The organism is Pontibacter saemangeumensis (assembly GCF_039541895.1).
GTDB lineage: Bacteria > Bacteroidota > Bacteroidia > Cytophagales > Hymenobacteraceae > Pontibacter > Pontibacter saemangeumensis.
Window position 1 is genome coordinate 321954 of record NZ_BAABHC010000016.1, and the last position, 19887, is coordinate 341840.

Sequence of the window (19887 nt, forward strand, 5' to 3'; positions counted from 1 at the left end):
AAAAACACGGCCGATTCTCCCGCGCTGTCGGAAGCGCTCCGGTGGGACGAAAAGCAGTTGCCATGGTTGCTAATATTTATAAAACAAAGCCGTTCCTAGAATTTCGGGGCAACTCTTAGTTTATATATGGTTTTAGGCTTTGCTGCGGCTTTTCCATTCGCCCGGCACCTTTTACTCTGTGTAATCTATCCTGAATTTCTCCAGGTTTGGCTGGTGCTTCCGCTTTCGTTTTAGCTCAAAGTCATATATGGCCTGGCCTAAGTTCTTCATAAACGGAAAAGCCACTTCCTCGTACTCATACTGCCCGTCGTTGAATACCTCGTTTTCGTTCGCCAGCAGCACCGCCGTCAGCAGGAACTCCACGTTGTTTTCAAAATCCACAAGGTAGGCATTGTCAATAATGAAGCCGTAGGCATCCCCTACCTTGTTAAAGATCCGGATGTTTTCCGGCAACCGTTCCTTTGTGTTGCCGAACAGCAGGAATTTAACGTAACCGTCGGGGTACTCACCGGGGTCGTAGCTTGGGTAGTCGCTCTCCCGGGGCAGCATCGACATGTATTTATATAGAAACGCGTAGTCATCGGGCGTCAGGTTAAAGCGCTGCTGCTCCGGAACGGACTCCGGGAAAAGCACCGTCTTCAGAATTCCCTGCAGGTTTTCGATGGATATAGAATTCTTGTTTGAGAAGTCCATCGGCCCGTTCACCAGGCTATCGCCCAGGTAGTGGCCCTTTCCCAACAGTGTTGTATTCGAACGGGCAGGCACCGGTGCAGGGTTGTACAGCATGGGCTGCTGGTAGACAATTTTCTCCCCTTCATAAAAAGTAAAAGGGTTGGTACGGGCATTCTCATCGGGGCTGAGGAAGACAGACAGGCGGTGCACCAGCCGGACATCCCCGAATCCTTTGCGGTGCAGGGCCTCGTTGAGTTGCTGCTGCCCCACAAACTCATATAGCCGGTTGTAAGCGTCGTTGTCGCTCACCAGCAATACCTTCTTGATATAGTGGGCGATGGACGGGAGCTGGTTTTCGGAGCTGCTGTCGGTTTTCACGGCGCTCTGACCGGCGTACGCGCTGTCGATCCGCAGCGGCGTGTACTTGTTCAGCCCTGGTATATCCAGCGCGTTCAGCTTCTCCAGCGCCACCAGCGCACCCGGCAGTTTCACGGTGCTGGCCGGGTAGAAATACTCGTCCGGGTTCAGCCGGTAGCCAAAGGAGGTAAAGTGCGGCTGGTTCTGGGCATCCCGGTCTATTTGCGTGTACAATATCTGCACGCGGTACTTCTCCGGGTTTTCCAGTATCTCCCCGAACTTGTCGGGCTGCTTCTTGAGTATTCGCTGGACCAGTTTTTTAGACGACATATGCTGGGCGGCGGCAGGTATAGGATTCATAAAGCAAGAGGCGAGTAGAATCAACATATACGGTAGCAGTGGCAGGCCTGCTGTGCCGCGCGGGATGAGCTTGATCATAGGGTCCTGAATTGTTCTGATAATAAGGTAGGTACTTTTTCCCAATTTCGGTAGGTAGCTCCGATATAAGAACAAGGCACCTAATACACTTAACACGTAATCTCCCATCGCCCCGCCCCACCGTCTCCAGCAAAAAGTCCAGCTTCTAATTCCCTCTGCTACAGACCAGCCAAGGCATGATCGCACGCGGCGGCTGATCGCATCCAGGGAAGTTATATATACCCCAGGCAACCTGCTGGCGCATTCCCGTAGAAGCGGCGGCACCTTGCAGTATCCTTTTGGATGGAATAAAACGTAGATTCTATATATGGATGAACTCTGGTATAAGGACGCTATTTTCTATGCGGTAGACGTAGAGAGCTTTCAGGACGGCAACGGGGACGGTACCGGTGACTTTCAGGGGCTCACCTCCCGCCTCGATTATCTGAGCGACCTGGGCGTGAACTGCCTCTGGCTACTGCCTTTCTACACCACCCCGAACCGCGACAACGGCTACGATGTAAAGGATTATTACTCCATAGATGCCCGCCTCGGGAGCCTGCAGGACTTCTCTGACTTTGTGGCCGCTGCCAGGGAACGGAAGATCCGCATCCTGATCGATCTGATCGTGCACCACACCTCTGATGAGCACCCCTGGTTCCAGGCCGGTTCCACGGACCCCACCTCCAAGTTTCATGCGTTCTATGTGTGGCGCGAGGAAAGGCCGGCAAAGGAGGAAGCAGAAAACGTTTTCCCGGGAGAGGAAAACAGCGTGTGGTCGTACGAGAAACGGGCAGGCGCTTTTTACCACCATCAGTTCTATAGCTTCGAGCCCGACCTGAATGTGGCGAACCCGGAGGTCCAGAAAGAAATTCTCTCCCTTATTGAGTTCTGGCTCTCGTTTGGCATCGACGGGTTTCGAGTGGATGCGGCCACGCATCTGCTGGATGGAAAAGGCAGGCCGGGCACGCGGCTTAGGCGTCCGGCGGCCTTCCTGAAGAGTTTACGGAAAGCCGTCACCAAAAAAAGCAAGGCGACTATCCTGCTGGCGGAGGCTGACGTTACCCCGGATAAGGTGGGCTTCTACTACGGCAAAGGAGACCGGATCAACATGCTCTTCAACTTCCTGCTCGATAATTATATGTTCCTGGCACTGGCCCGGGAGGATGCCGCTCCCATCACAGGCTTTTTAGAGAAGCCCGCGCCCCCGGAACGCTGCCAGTGGACAAACTTTCTACGGAACCTCGACGAGCTGGACCTGGAGCGCCTCTCAGAGGAGGAAAGGGAGGATGTGTTTGAACGCTTCGCACCCGAGGAGAACATGCGCATCTTCAACCGTGGCATCCGGAGAAGAATGGCCCCGATGCTGGACGGAAACAGGAGCTATATGGAGATGGTGTACAGCCTGCTTTTCACGATGCCGGGTTCGCCGCTTCTCGTTTATGGAGACGAAATCGGGATGGGCGACGACCTGGAGCAGCCGGGGCGCACCAGTGTGCGGAACCCCATGCAGTGGAACAGTTGCACAGGCGGCGGGTTTTCCGATGCCCCGCCCGGTAAACTCTTCCGGCGACTGATCACATCCGGGCCGTTCAGCATCAAAAAGGTGAACGTAGAAGCGCAACTGCACGAGGAAAACTCGTTCCTGAACTGGATGAAGCGACTCATCATGATCCGTAAAAACTCCAGTGAGATAGGCTGGGGCCAGCCGCAGGTCGTACAATCAGACCAGCCGCACGTTCTGGTGCACTCCTACGATTGGGAGGGAAATGTGCTCGTTTTTGCCCATAACCTCTCCGCAAAGCCCTGCCAGTTCAGCATTAGCTCCAGGAAGTTCCACCCCCGCCAGTTCGTTGATATTTTCTGCGATAAGGATTATGCGCCCACCACGGAGCACACGACGCAGGTGGCGCTGGAGGGCTATGGCTACAGATGGTTCAGGGTAAACGAGCTGAAGACAAAGCAGTAGTTAAACCAGGTAGGGCGGGCAACCGGTATATGTATAATGCTATAACCGCCCATTTGGAAATTCATAAATTTTAAGAGGATGGAGAAAACAACAAGCAAGCACCTTTGGTGGCAGGAAGGGATCATTTACCAGGTTTACCCGCGGTCGTTCCAGGACAGTGACGGAGACGGCATCGGGGACCTGAGGGGCATCACCAGCAGGTTGGACTACCTGAAGTGGCTTGGCATCAAAGGCATCTGGGTCTCCCCTATCTTCCCCTCTCCCATGGCTGATTTCGGGTACGACATCTCAGACTACTGCACGATTCACCCCCTGTTCGGCGCTATGCAGGATTTTGACGCGCTGCTGCACGAGGTCCATGCCCGAGACATGAAACTCATCCTGGACCTTGTCCCGAACCACACTTCCGACGAGCACCCCTGGTTTCAGGAGTCCCGTTCTTCGCGTGACAACCCGAAGCGCAACTGGTACCTCTGGCACGACGCCAAACCGGACGGGTCGCCTCCGAACAACTGGCTCAGCGTCTTCGGGGGCAGTGCATGGGAATGGGATGAGCCAACGCAGCAGTACTATTACCATGCGTTCCATACAAAGCAGCCCGACCTGAACTGGCGCAACCCCGAGGTGCAGCACGCGATGCTCAATGTCATGCGCTTCTGGCTTGACAAAGGGGTAGACGGCTTCCGGGTGGATGTGATGTGGCATATGATCAAAGACGAGCAGCTGCGCGACAACCCTGCAAACCCCAACTACAACCCGCTCGAGTTGCCTTACAGGCAATTGCTCCCCACCTACTCCACCGACCAGCCGGAAGTGCACGACATTGTGAAGATGATGCGACAGGTTACCGACAGCTACCACGAGCGCATGATGATCGGGGAGATTTACCTGCCTGTCTCAAAGCTGGTCGCATACTACGGGGCTGATAACAAAGGGGCGCACCTTCCCTTTAACTTTCTTTTGCTGGCGCTGCCCTGGGATGCACAGCAGCTTGCCTCTGCCATATCTGAGTACGAGGGAGCGCTTCCCCCCGGCGGCTGGCCGAACTGGGTGCTGAGCAACCACGATAAGCCCCGCATCACCAGCCGCGTCGGAAAGTCGCAGGCAAATGTGGCCGCCATGCTGCTGCTCACGCTGCGTGGCACGCCCACCTTCTATTATGGTGATGAGCTTGGCATGCGGGACGTGCCCATCCCGCCCGAAGAAGTGCAGGACCCGCAGGGGCTGAACATACCGGACAAGTACCTCAGCCGCGATCCGGCGCGCACCCCCATGCAGTGGGATGACAGCGACCATGCGGGCTTTACGGTGGCAAAGCCCTGGCTGAGGCTCCCGGAGAACTTCCGGAAAGTGAACGTGAAAACGCAGCAGGACGATCCCTATTCCATGCTTTCTTTCTACAGGAAGCTGATCAGGTTGCGCCAGGAGGAGCCGGCGCTCCGCATTGGCGATTACGCGCCCGTATATACCGACAGCCAGGCCATTGCCTACACACGCGAGGCGGGTGAGAAGCGTTTCCTTATAGTCCTGAATCTGACCCACAGGCCCTGTTATTTTAACCCGGAGCACGAGGCTTTCAGTGGCACCATCGCCATCAGCACCTACCTTGAGCGGGAGGGGACCCCAATAAGCGGCACCATCAGCCTGAGCGGGGACGAGGGGATTGTCGTGCGGCTGGCTTCATAACGCAGATTAGCTGCGCCTGTCTGTGAGTATATAAAAACCGCATAGCCCTTTAGCTTCTTCCAATTTTTCATCAAAGCCCTGAATCTAAGGATGTCAGACCGCTTGTGTCTGTCTCTGATTGACTATTCTGGAAATATGATACCCACTCATACTCTTAAGAGAGGGCTATATAGGCTTGGGTAATTCAAGGCGTTCATTAGCTTTATACTCCCCCTCTAACGAGGCGCCTCCTGCTTATGCACGGTTTAACCGGCAGTAAGATATCCTATCCGCATACCCTAAACTTTGAAAGAAAGCGGGAGGTGGCAATGATGCGCTAGCACTCTGCCCGTTCTTTGCTCAGACGGCGGCTATAGATGATACAGTCCTAAGATTTTTGCATTTTTTATGCATTAATACCTACTTAAAACCAGTATTTAACGAGGTATGTTTTCTGCGGACGAAAAAGTATCTTTCCTGAGCAAACATTGAAAGCCGGAGCATCAGAATGACACCTATGGCAGCTAACGTTACACAGGTTTTGGAGGAATTCGAAGCGCATGTAAGAGATGGCAAAATAATAACTTTCTGGGTTACTGTCGGCAAGGACGGGCTCTGCTTACAGGCAGGGCAAAGCGGTAAAAAGCGGGAAATACCATTAGAGGAAGACCTGGTAAAATCTCTTGCTGTTTTCTTTTATGGCGTAGACAGGATAGAGTACAAGTCGCACGATTACGCTAACCTGAAGAGTTTCATCAACGCCCGCGCGATGCTGGACAGGCTGCTGAACAAGGAAGACACCTGAGTCGCTGCTGTTGCATTTGATCCTGGCCGGAAAAGCTTTTCTGTGGCTGTAACAGCGGGGATAGAAGCGAAGGAAGGTGCCACCAACTACTATTCCCTATCCCCCTGTTAAAAGTACCCCTGGTAAAACAGCGGAACTTTATTCAGCAGTGCCTTTTACTGTATGGCAACCACGTCTGCGGAGCGCTGCGTAAGCCCGAAATAACCTGCCCGGAAAGCTAAAATCCACCTGCTGTGCTACCGGAGGCAGGTTGATTCGAAATTTTGTAACAGCGGGCGAGCGCCCCCTGTGCTGTTTTTCGCTTATCTTGCCGCATGAAGTTCTCCAGAACAGAACAGCTCCCAATCCAGGACCTGCTGAACCAGAAGGCGCTCACGGTGATGCCGCTGGAAACATTTGCCAGCGAGCTTTCGGAGGTGCCCCACAGTCACGACGCCTATATGATCATGTATGTGAAGGAAACAAAGGGAGGCCATCACCTGATTGATTTCCAACGCTACCCCCTGGAGGCAGACCGCGTATTTTTACTGCGGCCGGGGCAGGCGCACCAGCGGGAGTCGCGGCAGGAGAAAGGCGTTCTGGTGTCCTTTTCAGAGAAGTTCCTGCAGGCCGCCGGCGTGCGCACCCACGATGCCTTCGTGATCTTCAGCTCGGTGTACCAGCACCCTTACCTCGACCTGCCCGAGAAGCTGAAAACCGTTTTCGAGGAGTTGGTGCACCTCATGATCAGAGAGCTGCAGGAGCCGGAGCCGTCCGAGCCAATCCTGTCGCGATACCTGTACATCCTGCTGCAGTACCTGCTCCGCGAGTGTCATGTGCAAATCGAAAAGCTGACGCCTGTGCGGCACAGTGAGCGTCTGTTCCGTCTCAGCAGCCTGATCGAGAGCCATTACAAAGAGCACCGCAGCATTGGCTTCTACGCAGACGCGCTCAGCATCACCCCGAAGCACCTGAACAGCCTCTGCCGCCAGTACCTGCATACCACGGTAGCCGATATGCAGCACGAGCGTCTGTTGGTGGAGAGCAAGCGCCTGTTGTTCTTCACCAGCCTGTCCGTGAAGGAAATCGCCCACCAGCTCGGTTTCGAGGATGCCTCCTACTTTGTGCGCTTCTTTAAGCGGCTGGCGGGGCTGACGCCGACGCAACTACGAGGCGGAGGTTCCAAAAGTACCATACTTGCTGCTGAAAGTCCTGCGAGTTGAGCTGGGCGCCGCTCTAATTTTGCATAAATGATTTTTATATGCAAAACAGCAGCAACCTAAAGGCTTTCGGGTGGGGCTCCCTGGCCTGTGTCTTTTTCAGCTCTACTTATATACTCAACAGTTTCCTTTCCTCGAAAGGCGGGCATTGGGCCTGGACGGCAGGTTTGCGCACCACCTTCCTGGTGCTCCTGCTGCTGGCCGTGCTTTCAGTGCAGGGGCAGCTCCGTCACCTGCTGAGGGTGATGCGCCAGAACCTGGCGGTGTGGCTGGTATGGGGTGGGGTGGCTTTTGGCCTGTCTTACTTCTTTCTCACGTTTGCGGCCTCCTTCGGGCCCGGCTGGCTGGTGGCGGGCGTGTTCCAGTTTACGATTGTGGCGGGCATACTGCTCTCCCCTGTGCTGTACAAAGACCACCGCGCCAAAATACCCGTCAAAGCACTGCTCCTCTCTTTGCTGATCCTGGTGGGCATCGCCTGTATGCAGTGGAGCCAAATGAACGGCAGTTACTCGCGTCAGCAACTGTGGTGGTGCGTTGGGCTGGTCCTGGCGGCGGCTTTCACCTGGCCGCTGGCGAACCGCAAGCTCCTGCTGCACCTGGAAGAGACCGGCCAGCACCTGAGCGCCATCCAGCGAGTTGCCGGCACGGCGATCGGGAGCGTTCCGGTGCAGCTTTTACTGCTGCTCTACGGCTTCGGCCAGGCTGGCCTGCCGGGCAGGGAGCAGCTCCTGACGGTACTAATCATATCCCTGAGTTCCGGCGTGGTGGGCTGTATCCTGTTCTTCAAAGCCATGCACCTGGCCCGCTCTAGCGCCGCTTCACTGGCTGCTGTGGAGGCTACCCAGTCGATCGAGATCCTGGTCACCATCGTCGGGGAAGTGCTGCTGCTCGGCATAGCCTGGCCCAACTGGATTGGCAGCATGGGCATCGTTCTCATCATCAGCGGCCTGGTGCTGTACAGTGTGCCCGTCCGGCAGAAGGTGCTGCAGGTTACTTGAAACCGCACAGCCTATATATAAGCGGACTGGCCCATCTCAACGAGAAGCCAGTCCGCTTATCACAATTCCCCTCGCTTCAATACTTTATTTGTTAAAATAGGAAGCATACTTATTCGGCAGTGCCTCCAGGCTTTTGATTTTGATGTCTTTGTAATATACCTCTGCGGCTTCGCTCTGCAGCTGCAGCCTTCCCCGGGTAAGGGGTACCGCCTTGCCATCGCTGCCGATATAGCGGGAGTTCTGAAGCACCATCACGACATGGCCGTTCACGATGTGGAGGCTTTTGTCTTTGAAGCACACCAGCTCGATTTCCGTCCACTCCCCTGCCGGGCTCTCGTGGTCTTCGCTGCGGAGGCAGAACCCGCTCAGGTCTGTGCCTGCGCCAAGCGGCAGAAAAGGCTGCCGTGTGCTTGCCACGGTATTCATATCTCCCTCCGGTATATAGGCCCGCACGTCCATGGCCGAGTTGGCGATTGTCCAGTAGTCGCCCATATGCCCTTCCATCACCTGGAACTCCTGCGAGAGCATCCAGGCGCGCCAGTAGTCTACCCCGCTCTCCCCGATGGAGTGGTACAGCACGCCGGAGTCCTTGAGCTTGGCCATACGGGGCACCCACTTTTTGTCGCCCCACCTCACCTTCAGTTTCAGGTGATAATTCTCGAATTCCTGTTTCGTGAACACACACCCGTATATCTCGCCGCTGACCTTCAGAACCGGCTCGCCTTTTTCATCTACCATGGAAAAAACGTTGCTTACATCCTTGTTATAACCGATAGGTTCCACGATGCGCCCGTCCTCGTGCCTGGGCAGGTCTCCGTTGTAGCCCTTCTTGTGGCGGTAGCTCAGGTACACCTCCCACTTCGACATATCTTTGTCGAGCAGCGGCACCCACTCCTCTTTCACATAAAAGGAACTCATACAGAAGATGGCAACGGCGCAAAAAGCCAGGGCCAGCAAAGCTTTAGACATGATTTTCATAATTCTCTTTTTAGGTTTTGGCTCGTATATGGCCGGCAAAATCAAACGCTATTGAATTACCGGCACCTGCATCACATACAAAAGCGAGAAACGGAAGCAGGTAACCATTCTCAAAAGTAGGAAGGGTGGCGAAGGACAATGTTGTAAAAATCTACTATTCTATGGTAGATATGCCCTTATATTTGTACTTTCAGAGCATGAAGCGCTATATCCAGTACGAACCCTTCAATATCTACCTCTTCGATACCGGCACGTGGCAACACCCGGTTCACAAGCACAGCTACTTCGAGATCATTTTTATCCGGAGCGGGAGTGGCCTTCACGTGATCAACGACAATACCGTGCGTTACACGGCGGGCGATGTCTTCCTGCTCGGCCCCGAGGACTACCATTACTTCGAGATCCGGGAGCACACCACCTTTTGCTATATCCGCTTTACGGAGGTATATATAAATGCTCCGGCACTGCCCAGCGTGCCGGACTGGCAGCGGACCATCGCGTTTATCCTGCACTCGCCCTACCAGTGCAACGGAACGATTGTGACGGAAACAGATGAAAAGGAGCAGCTTGACCGCCTGCTGACGGTGCTGCTATATGAATACGACAACCGGCACGACAGCTCCTATGAGCTGATCATGAACAGCATCATGAAAGCGATGCTCGGCATGCTGGCCAGGAACATGGTCCGGCAGAACCTCCAGGAACGGAAAAAGGCAAAGAATTCCAGGCTGATAGAGGATATCATGCTGTACATCAGCCAGCACATATATGAGCCCGACGCGCTGCGCATAGAGCGGCTGGTGGAAAAATTTAATTTCTCGCCTGGCTACCTGGGCATTTTCTTCAAAAAGGAAACCGGTGAGACCTTGCAGCAATACATCCTGCATTACAAGCTCAAGATGATCGAGAGCCGCCTGCTGGCCAGCGAGATGACGATCTCCCAGATTACGCACGAGTTCGGCTTCACGGACGGAAGCCACCTGAACAAGCTGTTTAAGAAACACTTTGGCGTTGCCCCCGGTGAATACAGGGCCATGCGCCTTTCGAACAAGGCCAAGGCAGAGAAGACGTAACGGCAAAGCCGTATCAGCCGCCTTTCGCCTCGTCCTGCTGTGCTGAAAAAATTCGTTCACTGAGCAGCAAGCACCTTTTTCTGTTCCCCAAAAACCATCCTACATTTCTTTCATTCGTAGGTGTAGTATGTGCTGCAAAACCGGCAGTATATATGAAAGGAGGAAAAACGAATGGACCAAAAAACGACAATTAACCGCATTGCCGAAACAGAATGGCTCGAAACCGCGGGCGACGCCATACAACCTGCCGTGCTTAATGCCTTTAAGGCGGGCGGCGAGACCGGGCAGGCAATCAAAAACGCGCTGCACGGCACCTGGCTCGGACACCCGCTCCATCCTGCCTTAACGGATGTTCCGGTCGGGGCCTGGACCACTGCCGCCGTGCTGGACGGCCTGGAACTGCTGGGCGAGGAAAAGTACAAGCCGGGTGCGGACGCCGCCATCTCGGTTGGGTTGGTTGGTGCGGTGGGCGCGGCGGTGACGGGGCTGACGGACTGGACCGGCACGACCAAGGAAAGAAGAAAGATCGGGTTGATGCACGGGATGCTGAACGCCGGCGCGACGGTGCTCTACATAACGTCGTTGTTCCTGCGCCGCCGCAAGGCAACCCGCGGACGGCAATCGGCCTGTCGATGCTCGGCTATGGCGTGGTCAGTGCGTCGGCGTACCTGGGGGGGCACCTGGTATATGGCAAGCAGGTGGGCGTAGATCACACGGCTACGGCTGACAAGTACCCGAAAGACTTTGTCGCGGTGCTGCCTGAGAGCGAGTTGGCGGAAAACACCATGCGGCGCGTGGAAGCCGGGGAAGTTCCGGTTCTGCTGGCCCGGAAGAACGGGACGGTTTTCGCCATTGCGCATACCTGCTCCCACCTGGGCGGGCCGCTCTCGGAAGGCGAACTGCTGGATGATGGCACCGTGCGCTGTCCGTGGCACGGCTCAGTGTTTTCGCTCAGGGACGGCAACGTGGTAAACGGCCCGGCGACAGAGCCGCAGCCAAAGTTTGAGGTTCGGGTACGCGCAGGTCAGATTGAGGTCAGGCTACAGCAAGAAGCGGATAAGTAAACACAGGTTATTTGTTTCATACGCATCCAGAATTAGCAGAAGCCGCTTTGCCAAACCTTCATCGGCACGTTTAAAGCCGTTTATATACAACACCTGCGGCGCTATGCCGGGGATATATAAAACTGCTTCAATTTGTCCTAAGCCGGCTGTTACAGCACTTCATGCCACCAGGCTGGTATAGGAATAGTGCAAGCAAAGCCTGGCTTTCTTTCTGCTGAACAACCCGGAACAATGCTTGCAAACCAGCACATATAACATGAAACAGCTTCTTTTCCCAAAACAGCATACAACATGGATTTAGCAGTAAAAGGACGTACAGCAGTTATTACAGGAGGGGATTCCGGCATCGGGCTGGCCACCGCCATGTTGCTGGCCAGCGAGGGCGCACATATCGTCCTGAATGATAAAACAAAGGAGGAACTGGAGACAGCCGCCGAAAAGGTGCGGGAACATGCCTGGGAGAATAGCCGCGTGGTGGCCGTTACGGCAGACTTAACCCAAAACGGCGCGGTGCAAAAGCTGGCTGCCCAGGTACAGGAGCAATTCGGAGGGGCGGATATACTGGTTAATTCCGCGGGCATCCGGGGGGCGGCCGGAGACTTTCTGAAACTGAGTGACGAAGACTTGTACAACACGATTGACATTGACCTGATGGGGGCCGTGCGTGCGTGCCGCGCTTTTATTCCGCAGATGCAGGCCAAAGGCTGGGGACGGATCGTGCTGATCTCCTCAGAAAACGCCTTACAGCCCTACGAGGATGAAAGCCCTTACAATGCCTGCAAAGCCGGGATTATCAACCTGGCAAAGTGCCTCTCCAGAACGTATTCCAAAGAAGGCCTCCTGATTAACTGCGTTTCACCTGCCTATATAGCGACCCCCATGACAGATGAAATGATGCAGGAACTGGCCGAGAAGCGCGGCACTTCTGAAGCCGAGGCAGTCGAATGGTTCTTAAAAAACAAGCGGCCTCAAATTGCCGTGGGCCGCCGCGGTGAAGCCAGCGAAGTGGCGTCCGTCATTGCTTTCTTGTGCTCGGAGCAGGCCAGCTATATCACAGGCAGCAACTTCCGCGCGGACGGAGGGTCCGTGGAATCGGCCTTTGGCTAAGGTGTTGCCTGATGAATCAAACTGCCCTATCATATATAAAAAGGATATATAAGAAAGTCTTGAAACATCATACGCCTATCCGTTGGTGCAAGCGTCTTGCCTATCACCTGTCTGCAGATTCCCCTCCTCGGAGGGGCAGGGGTGGGTTCTGAAGAACAGCTTCATGCGCAATGTTCAGTTGATAGTAGTATTGTACCCACAGGGTATGCCACACCCCCGGCTCCAAAATTCAATTGCAGCTGTTCGGCCCTTTTTCCAGGCCAGCCCTGTCACACGGTTTAGCGCATCAGGAACCGGAAGTGCCCGATGTTTTTCAGGGCGATTCCCGTTCCTCTCACAACCGCGCGGAGCGGGTCCTCCACCACATGGGTCGGGAGTTTTGTTTTGGAGGAAATTCTCCTGTCGAGGCCCCGGAGCAGCGCACCGCCACCGGTCAGGTAAATCCCTTCCTGGTGTATGTCCGCCGAAAGCTCGGGAGGGGTTATCTCCAGCGTTTTCAGGATGGCATCCTCAATCTTGGCGAGCGACCTGTCCAGGCAATGGGCTACTTCGGTGTAAGAAACTTTTACCTGTTTGGGGAGCCCGGTCATCAGATCGCGCCCCCTGATGGAGACATCAACAGGCGGCTCCTTCAGTTCGGGCAGGGCGGCCCCCACTTCCATCTTTATTTTTTCGGCCGTCTGGTGCCCGATCAGGATGTTGTGCTTCCGACGCATATAATGCACGATCTCGGCGTCGAAGCTATCCCCCGCCACCCGGATAGACTGATCACAGACAATGCCGCTTAGGGCTATTACGGCTATCTCAGTGGTGCCGCCCCCGATGTCGATGATCATGTGGCCGGTAGGCTCCTGCACGTCCAGCCCGATGCCCACGGCGGCGGCCACAGGCTCGTGAATCAGGTACACCTCCTTGGCCCCGGCAATTACCGCCGAGTCGCGGATCGCTCTCTTCTCCACTTCCGTGATACCGGACGGCACGCAGATAACCATTTTATAGGAAGGGGCGATGCGCCTTTTACCGTTGTCGATCAGTTGGAGCATGCCTTTGATCATATGCTCTGCAGCGTAAAAATCTGCGATCACACCGTCTTTCAGGGGCCTGACGATCCGGATGTTCTCATGCGTCTTCCCCTCCATCTGCATTGCCTTGCGGCCGACAGCGATCACTTTACCCGACCTTCTGTCGAACGCCACGATAGAAGGCTCGTCTACCACAATTTTATCTTCGTGAATGACCAGGAAGTTCGCTGTACCTAAATCGATGGCGATCCCCTGGGTGAAAAAATTAAAGAAACCCATTTATTGGTATTAGTATATGATATTTTTCTTCCTGCCTTTTACGCTTTCAGCGGATCTCGGTCACTGTACGGCACCATATATAGAGATTAAAGGTAAAGGTCGCCAGCAGCCTCCGGCTGATAGATGATTTCCTCGACCTTGTACTTCAAAGTGCCCTGTGGTCCGGGCCACTCCACCTCCTCGCCCACGCTGCAGCCCAGCACAGCGGTGGCAACAGGCGCGAGAACAGACACTTTCCTGTTTGCTAAATTAGCATCTTTTGGGTAAACAATGCTTATTTCCATTTCCGCAGAACTTTTCAGTTCCCGAAGCTTTACAAGCGAGTTCATGGTGACCACGTCCCTCGGCACCTCCGCTGAGGGCACTACTTTCGCCCGCTTTAGCTCTTTGCTGAGCGCTGCCACCACATGAGGCCCGTTTGCCTGCCGTTGTTCCTGCACCAGGCCGTGCAGGCGCTGGTAATCTTTTTCTGTTAAATAAATCGTATCCATGGTATAAAAAATTAAAAGTTTTAGAAATCATATCGCCTGCTGCCCAGCCAAAGGATATCCCATACTCGCATCTTTCACTGCTCCTGAGCTTACGCCTCTCCTGGTTTTTAATTGCTTTGGCTAAGAACACTTGCATCTAAAAGCATATAGCGCCATCCGCACTTATATGCCTTCACATTATGATGGCTGGGTAAAAGCAGAAACATGCCCTATCCTTCTTCTGGTGCAGGTATGAGGGACTTCATCCTTCCAGGTTCTGCAACATGCTACACGAATCTTATAGAAGAGGGAAAATCAAAAAACAGGCGCATGCTGCGCTTTTCAGCGCGCATATCAAACCATTAACTAAGGACAGAGAAGTTGCTGGACGGGGGTTCCGGCTTACCCGATATTGTCTTTGGGAACCGTGTAAAAATGCAGGCAATATCCATTCAGCACATCACTCAAAGAGACATGATGCGAAGCAGCGACAAAGCCTGAGAGCGGCTTCGGGAAAGAGGTATAAAATCTGTGGTAAGGCAGCACGGTCAAAATCAAGTATCTCAAAGTAAAGCAATACCTGCCTCAAAAGCAACACGCGCTTAGTGAAAGGCATCTTTCGGCATCTCTCATCATAAACGCTCCGGCTCCAGGCTTTTCCACTGCCTGCGTGAAACGCGTTATATCCGCCAGCGCTCCCAACCGGGCGCTCCAAATACACTTCCCTCCCACTGCTTCCCTGCCGGCGCTTATATATAAACTCCGCTGCATGAACAGCGTCTGCTTCAGACCACGGTTTACATACAATCTCCTATATATACCAAACCTTTTCCTGGTGCCTCTCTGCTGCTGCCTGTTGTTATGGGAATCCCGAGGCTATATATAGCCACTCCTATTATACGCTTTCTTCAGCACGCGTTACGCCGGCATCATGATATAAATCATTTCCGGTCCTGACGCAGGTCATTCAAACATCGGTTTTAAAACGGCAACTTTAAGCTATCCAATATGACCTTCTAAACGCTTTACCATGAAAAAGATAGTCTGTCTATATGATTTCTCGCTGAGTTCTGAGAATGCGCTCCGTTACGCAAATGAGCTGGCCCAGATCCTGCAGGCCCGCCTTCTGCTCTTTTATAACGTACCCGCGTCTGCCGCAGCCACGCCTGCCTCAGGGGGTGCCCCGGAACATACCCAGCTCGTTGCCCAACTCGAGGAACGGAACGAGCATGTGAAAAGGCTGGAAGAGGTAAAAAGGCGGCTTGCCTATGATGACCCTGCCAGGCAGTCGTCATTGGAGTGTGTCATCAAATACGGGTCAGCGAAGGAAAACATCTCGTCGCTGGTGCGGGAAGCCCAGGTTGACCTGGTGGTGGTGGGGAACGAGGATGCCGAAGCGTTACAGGAGATTTTTGCAGGGTCGGTTGCTGCCGGAATCATCGATCGCGTCCACTGCCCGGTGCTGGTTATCCCGGAGCGGGCTTCCTTTAAGTCGTTCAGGAAAATAGTGTATGCGGTGGATCAGATACAGGAACCTTACGAGGATGCGGGCCTGGTGCTGCAGCTGGCGCAGGTGTTTGGCTCGGAGATACTCCTGCTGCATGTCCTGACAAAAGAGCAAACCAGCGCCAATGCCACCGCCAACGAAGAGGTTTACGCCCTGTCTTCCTGGCGGTCACATAAGCATGTGAGCTACCATGTCATTATCAGTGAAAGCATTGAAGAAGGAATCAGCCAGTTCACCCGCGAAAACAGGGTTGACATGCTGGTGCTGGGCCATCATGCAGAAAACCCGTGGCAACACCTGCTCCAAAAAAGCCAGCCCAACCAAAAGGCATACCACACCTACCTGCCGGTGCTGTTTACACATATAAAAAGGCACAGCTGAAGCGCTGTCTCATCCATCGCCATGCCTATATAAACACATAACCTAAACACGTTCTGCCATGTCTCCCTATGTTATCCCGTTCAAAGACATCACACTGCAGCACATTCCTGAGGTGGGAGGCAAAAATGCTTCACTCGGTGAAATGCTCCGAAACCTGTCTGCCGACCGCATCAGCGTTCCGGACGGCTTTGCCACCACGGCACAGGCGTACCAGGAATTCCTGACAGAGAACAAACTGGAGGATGAAATAAAAAAGCTGCTCTCATCGCTGGACACCCAGAACTTCACCAACCTGCAGGAAACGGGCGCAAAGATCCGCCAGCTTATTCTCCAGTCCCGGATACCCGAAAGCATAGCCGGGGCGATACGCGGTGCTTACCAGGAAATGTGCCGGGAATACGGCAATACGGTTCAGGTGGCTGTCCGGAGCAGCGCGACGGCCGAAGACCTGCCCGATGCCAGCTTTGCCGGTCAGCACGAGTCCTACCTGAATATTGCAGGGGAAGAGCAGGTGCTGAAAGCCTGCCTGCGGTGTTATGCTTCGCTGTTTACGGGTCGGGCCATCAAGTACAGGCACGACCACGGATTCGAGCACATGAAGGTCTACCTCTCCGTAGGGGTGCAAAAGATGGTACGTTCTGACCTGGCAAGCGCGGGCGTTTGCTTCACCCTCGATCCTGAGTCGGGGTTTGACAAGGTCGTGTTTATCACCGGAAGCTGGGGATTAGGCGAAAACGTTGTGCAGGGCGCTGTGAACTCCGATGAGTTTTACGTGTTCAAGCCTACGCTGCGCCAGGGCCAGAAAGCGATCCTGAATAAGAAGATGGGCTCCAAGGCCCTCACGATGGTGTATGCGGAAAACAACCCGGACCAGCCGACCATCAACATCGTGACCCCTGCCGAGAAACAGGAGCTGTACGTGCTTACCGACAGCGAAATAACGAAGGTGGCAGAGTGGGCCGTGCGGATTGAGGAGCATTACGGCAAACCCATGGACATTGAATGGGCGAAGGACGGCGAATCAGGAGAACTTTTTATCGTTCAGGCCCGGCCCGAGACGATCCACAGCCAAAAGACAAGGCAGCTTTCCCGGAAGATCTTTACCCTGGAGGAAGCAGGCACTCCGCTCACCATCGGAAAAGCCATTGGCCACCGTATCATCAGCGGCATCGCCAGAAGCCTCAACTCCCCAAACGAGGCGAGCCAGCTGCAGCCCGGTGAGATCCTGGTGACAGACATCACCAACCCCGACTGGGACCCTATCCTGAAGAAGGTATCGGCGGTGATCACCAACAAGGGCGGCCGGACCAGCCATGCCGCCATCGTGGCCCGGGAGATGGGGGCCCTTGCCGTAGTGGGCACCGGGAACGCCACCGAAGTGATTGAGAACGGGCAGGAGATAACGGTATCCTGCGCCGATGGCCAGAATGGCCTTGTGTACGACGGCAAACTGAACTGGAAAGAGGAAGAGCTTGACTTCGGGCACCTCGGCAAGCCGGAGACGCATACCATGCTGATTGTGGGCGATCCTGACCAAGCCTTTGAACTCTCCTTTTACCCGAATGACGGTGTGGGGCTAATGCGGCTGGAGTTCATCATCAACAACAGCATCCAGATTCACCCAATGGCTTTGGTGAGGTACGATTCGTTGAAAGATGCCTCCGTAAAGGCAAAGATCGACGCGCTGACGCACCATCACGAAAACAAAGAAGATTACTTTGTGGAGAAGCTGGCGCAGTCTGTTGCCACCATCGCCGCCGCCTTTTACCCCAAAGACGTGATCGTGCGCATGAGCGACTTCAAAACAAATGAGTACGCCAACCTGATCGGGGGGCAGGAGTTTGAGCCGAAGGAGGAAAACCCGATGCTGGGCTTCCGGGGCGCCTCCCGTTACTATAACCCGCGTTATCAAGAGGGCTTCGGCCTGGAGTGCAAAGCCATGAAGACGGTGCGGGACGAGATGGGGCTGACAAACGTAAAGCTCATGATCCCCTTCTGCCGCACAGTGGAGGAAGGGCAAAAAGTGCTGCAGCAAATGCAGGAATATGGCCTGCAGCGAGGTGCGAACGGGTTGGAGGTATATGTGATGGCCGAGATCCCGAGCAATGTGCTGCTGGCAAAGGAATTCGCCGGTATATTCGACGGCTTCTCCATCGGCTCCAACGACCTGACGCAGCTTACCCTGGGCATCGACCGCGACTCTTCCACCGTCAGCGAACTGTTTGATGAACAAAACGCCGCCGTCAAGGCCATGATTAGCACCATTATCCGTGAAGCCCACAAGGCCGGCGCTAAAGTGGGATTATGCGGACAGGCCCCCAGTGACTTCCCCCAGTTTGCCAAGTTCCTGGTGCAGCAGGGCATCGACAGCATCTCCTTTAACCCGGATGCCTTGCTACAGGGAGTCGAGAATATCCTGGCCGCAGAAAGTGAGAAAGGCAGCGAAAGCAAACCTGTCCAGTCAACGCCTGTAGAGGAGGCAAGGTAAGCGCATATGAAAACACATTGGCTTTGAACGGAATTAAGCTGTCATTTCAGTGTATGCCAAAAGGGAGAAACCAGGAAAAATATCGACCCGGCTTCTCCCCTTCTCCGCTGCCATATACAGAATATACGCCTTTCATATTTACAAGCAGTGGGCTCCGCTGCCAATCCCGAGCTATATAGCACCTTTTGGAAAGGCAGCTGCAGAGCGTTCTTTGCCCGTTCTAGATGATTAAAATCATATGAGAAGAAGACGAGAATCATGTTATCTCTTTACCAATATGGGTAATTTTAAAAGGAAAGTAATATATGGAAACCACTTAACTTATATATATGAAAACGATTCTGGCTTTGACAGACTTCTCTGCTAACGCGGCCAATGCCATCCGGAATGCCGTGGCTTTGGCAAATCTGATCAGTGGCAAATTGATTTTAGTCCATATCCTGCCCCTTGAGGTGATGACCACGGCTGAAAGCGGGGTATATACGTCTTTTGATCCGGTTGTACACGAGCACTATGCCACCAAACTGAACGACATCGCCAAAGAGATACAGCTGGAGAATGGCTTTAGGTTTGAGGTGGAGGTTTTCTGCGAGCATGGTCCTTTCAATGAGGTGGTCAATGCGCTGGTCATTAGCTCGAAGGCAGACCTGGTAGTGATGGGCTACAGGGGCACCAACTCCTTCCTTGATAAAGTGATCGGCAGTACCACCGCCGCCTATATGAGAATGGCCGCGTGCCCGGTGCTGGCGGTACCTTCAGCGTCACGTTTATGGGGTTTTTCGAAGATTGCCTACGCCTCCGACTTTACAGGCCACGACCAGGTGTATCTTCAGCAGCTTTTCCGGCTCACGGAGCCCTTCAAAACACAGGTCTTCATTATCAATGTAAAAACTAAGAAGAAAGCTGCCTCTGATGCCGAGGATCGGATACTTCAGGATATGGCAAAGGCATTTCCTAACAGCAGGTATTGCATTACGCAGGTGAAGGCGGACAGCATCCCCGCTGGGATTATGGCATTCATAAGCGACAACAAGGTAAATGTGTTGGCGGTGTCTCTGCATGAGCGAAGCCTCCTCGAAGACTTTTTCCATAAGAGTGTCTCAAAAGAGCTGGCCCTCGAAACAACGGTGCCCCTCCTGAGCCTTCCTGAGAAACCCTATAACCTGAGAAACCATCAAACCGAAGGAACAGAGACGATCGCCGGATAGGAGCGGGAAGGACGGGTGCGTACAGAGCATAGCATGTAAAGCGGTTGCTAAACGGCAGGCCTTGCCTGTCCCTTATTTGCTTTTGTAAAGGGGTGACCGATGCTTCGGCGGGAGATTGATATATAGCTAAGAAAATCACCCCGTTGATACAAACATATAAACATTGGCATCTTTGTTCCGCCGGGACAACGACCACCCCGACGGGATTTAATATGACAATTTATCAGT

General features: G+C 54.0%; 16 protein-coding genes. 12 read left to right on the top strand and 4 right to left on the bottom strand.

Annotation, left to right across the window (positions count from 1 at the left end; all coding sequences use genetic code 11):
- Nucleotides 1-171 precede the first annotated feature (171 nt).
- Complete coding sequence (locus ABD920_RS15355) at nt 172-1389, bottom strand: serine hydrolase (protein WP_345160277.1); 1218 nt, start codon at nt 1387-1389, stop codon at nt 172-174.
- A 385-nt stretch (nt 1390-1774) separates the two neighbouring features.
- On the opposite strand from ABD920_RS15355, the gene ABD920_RS15360 reads away from it, so the two are divergent.
- The 5 genes from ABD920_RS15360 to ABD920_RS15380 all read left to right on the top strand — a co-directional run bounded on the left by ABD920_RS15360 (nt 1775) and on the right by ABD920_RS15380 (nt 8082).
- Nucleotides 1775-3415 (top strand): alpha-amylase family protein, encoded by a 1641-nt coding sequence (locus ABD920_RS15360; RefSeq protein ID WP_345160278.1) that lies wholly within the window; start codon nt 1775-1777, stop codon nt 3413-3415.
- A 78-nt stretch (nt 3416-3493) separates the two neighbouring features.
- On the top strand, nt 3494-5101 hold the full coding sequence (locus ABD920_RS15365) for an alpha-amylase family glycosyl hydrolase (RefSeq protein WP_345160279.1): 1608 nt from the start codon (nt 3494-3496) through the stop codon (nt 5099-5101).
- 496 nt (nt 5102-5597) lie between these two features.
- On the top strand, nt 5598-5885 hold the full coding sequence (locus ABD920_RS15370) for a hypothetical protein (protein ID WP_345160281.1): 288 nt from the start codon (nt 5598-5600) through the stop codon (nt 5883-5885).
- Between the two features lie 314 nt (nt 5886-6199).
- Nucleotides 6200-7087, top strand: a complete 888-nt coding sequence (locus tag ABD920_RS15375; RefSeq protein ID WP_345160282.1) for an AraC family transcriptional regulator — start codon at nt 6200-6202, stop codon at nt 7085-7087.
- 38 nt (nt 7088-7125) lie between these two features.
- Entirely contained in the window at nt 7126-8082 is a 957-nt protein-coding gene (locus ABD920_RS15380) for a multidrug resistance efflux transporter family protein (RefSeq protein WP_345160284.1), read from the top strand.
- Between the two features lie 84 nt (nt 8083-8166).
- Here ABD920_RS15380 and ABD920_RS15385 read toward each other — a convergent pair whose 3' ends face one another.
- Entirely contained in the window at nt 8167-9060 is an 894-nt protein-coding gene (locus tag ABD920_RS15385; protein ID WP_345160285.1) for a 3-keto-disaccharide hydrolase, read from the bottom strand.
- Between the two features lie 197 nt (nt 9061-9257).
- Between ABD920_RS15385 and ABD920_RS15390 the strand changes: the two genes are divergently transcribed.
- The 4 genes from ABD920_RS15390 (at nt 9258) to ABD920_RS15405 (ending at nt 12304) form a co-directional block, all read left to right on the top strand.
- The gene (locus ABD920_RS15390; protein WP_345160286.1) at nt 9258-10133 is read left to right on the top strand and encodes an AraC family transcriptional regulator; all 876 of its coding nucleotides are present in this window, start codon (nt 9258-9260) and stop codon (nt 10131-10133) included.
- 171 nt (nt 10134-10304) lie between these two features.
- Nucleotides 10305-10841, top strand: coding sequence for a DUF2231 domain-containing protein (locus tag ABD920_RS15395; protein WP_345160288.1), 537 nt, complete (start codon nt 10305-10307; stop codon nt 10839-10841).
- Complete coding sequence (locus ABD920_RS15400) at nt 10832-11197, top strand: Rieske (2Fe-2S) protein (RefSeq protein WP_345160289.1); 366 nt, start codon at nt 10832-10834, stop codon at nt 11195-11197. Before ABD920_RS15395 ends, ABD920_RS15400 begins: the two co-directional genes overlap by 10 nt.
- 291 nt (nt 11198-11488) lie before the next feature.
- Complete coding sequence (locus ABD920_RS15405) at nt 11489-12304, top strand: SDR family NAD(P)-dependent oxidoreductase (protein ID WP_345160290.1); 816 nt, start codon at nt 11489-11491, stop codon at nt 12302-12304.
- Between the two features lie 278 nt (nt 12305-12582).
- Here the strand turns inward: ABD920_RS15405 and ABD920_RS15410 are convergent, their stop codons facing one another.
- Together ABD920_RS15410 and rnk are read right to left on the bottom strand one after the other, a co-directional pair.
- Complete coding sequence (locus ABD920_RS15410) at nt 12583-13605, bottom strand: rod shape-determining protein (RefSeq protein ID WP_345160291.1); 1023 nt, start codon at nt 13603-13605, stop codon at nt 12583-12585.
- An 86-nt stretch (nt 13606-13691) separates the two neighbouring features.
- Complete coding sequence (gene rnk / locus ABD920_RS15415) at nt 13692-14096, bottom strand: nucleoside diphosphate kinase regulator (RefSeq protein WP_345160293.1); 405 nt, start codon at nt 14094-14096, stop codon at nt 13692-13694.
- Nucleotides 14097-15105: 1009 nt separating this feature from the next.
- Between rnk and ABD920_RS15420 the strand changes: the two genes are divergently transcribed.
- The 3 genes from ABD920_RS15420 to ABD920_RS15430 all read left to right on the top strand — a co-directional run bounded on the left by ABD920_RS15420 (nt 15106) and on the right by ABD920_RS15430 (nt 19659).
- Nucleotides 15106-15963 (top strand): universal stress protein, encoded by an 858-nt coding sequence (locus ABD920_RS15420; protein WP_345160294.1) that lies wholly within the window; start codon nt 15106-15108, stop codon nt 15961-15963.
- 58 nt (nt 15964-16021) lie between these two features.
- Entirely contained in the window at nt 16022-18451 is a 2430-nt protein-coding gene (gene ppsA / locus ABD920_RS15425; protein ID WP_345160295.1) for a phosphoenolpyruvate synthase, read from the top strand.
- A 329-nt stretch (nt 18452-18780) separates the two neighbouring features.
- Entirely contained in the window at nt 18781-19659 is an 879-nt protein-coding gene (locus tag ABD920_RS15430; protein ID WP_345160296.1) for a universal stress protein, read from the top strand.
- Nucleotides 19660-19887: the final 228 nt, after the last annotated feature.

Coding starts and splice junctions, on each gene's coding strand:
- ABD920_RS15355 (WP_345160277.1), bottom strand. CDS start 1,389: ATGAATCCTATACCTGCCGCCGCCCAGCATATGTCGTCTAAAAAACTG.
- ABD920_RS15360 (WP_345160278.1), top strand. CDS start 1,775: ATGGATGAACTCTGGTATAAGGACGCTATTTTCTATGCGGTAGACGTA.
- ABD920_RS15365 (WP_345160279.1), top strand. CDS start 3,494: ATGGAGAAAACAACAAGCAAGCACCTTTGGTGGCAGGAAGGGATCATT.
- ABD920_RS15370 (WP_345160281.1), top strand. CDS start 5,598: ATGGCAGCTAACGTTACACAGGTTTTGGAGGAATTCGAAGCGCATGTA.
- ABD920_RS15375 (WP_345160282.1), top strand. CDS start 6,200: ATGAAGTTCTCCAGAACAGAACAGCTCCCAATCCAGGACCTGCTGAAC.
- ABD920_RS15380 (WP_345160284.1), top strand. CDS start 7,126: ATGCAAAACAGCAGCAACCTAAAGGCTTTCGGGTGGGGCTCCCTGGCC.
- ABD920_RS15385 (WP_345160285.1), bottom strand. CDS start 9,060: ATGAAAATCATGTCTAAAGCTTTGCTGGCCCTGGCTTTTTGCGCCGTT.
- ABD920_RS15390 (WP_345160286.1), top strand. CDS start 9,258: ATGAAGCGCTATATCCAGTACGAACCCTTCAATATCTACCTCTTCGAT.
- ABD920_RS15395 (WP_345160288.1), top strand. CDS start 10,305: ATGGACCAAAAAACGACAATTAACCGCATTGCCGAAACAGAATGGCTC.
- ABD920_RS15405 (WP_345160290.1), top strand. CDS start 11,489: ATGGATTTAGCAGTAAAAGGACGTACAGCAGTTATTACAGGAGGGGAT.
- ABD920_RS15410 (WP_345160291.1), bottom strand. CDS start 13,605: ATGGGTTTCTTTAATTTTTTCACCCAGGGGATCGCCATCGATTTAGGT.
- rnk (WP_345160293.1), bottom strand. CDS start 14,096: ATGGATACGATTTATTTAACAGAAAAAGATTACCAGCGCCTGCACGGC.
- ABD920_RS15420 (WP_345160294.1), top strand. CDS start 15,106: ATGAAAAAGATAGTCTGTCTATATGATTTCTCGCTGAGTTCTGAGAAT.
- ppsA (WP_345160295.1), top strand. CDS start 16,022: ATGTCTCCCTATGTTATCCCGTTCAAAGACATCACACTGCAGCACATT.
- ABD920_RS15430 (WP_345160296.1), top strand. CDS start 18,781: ATGAAAACGATTCTGGCTTTGACAGACTTCTCTGCTAACGCGGCCAAT.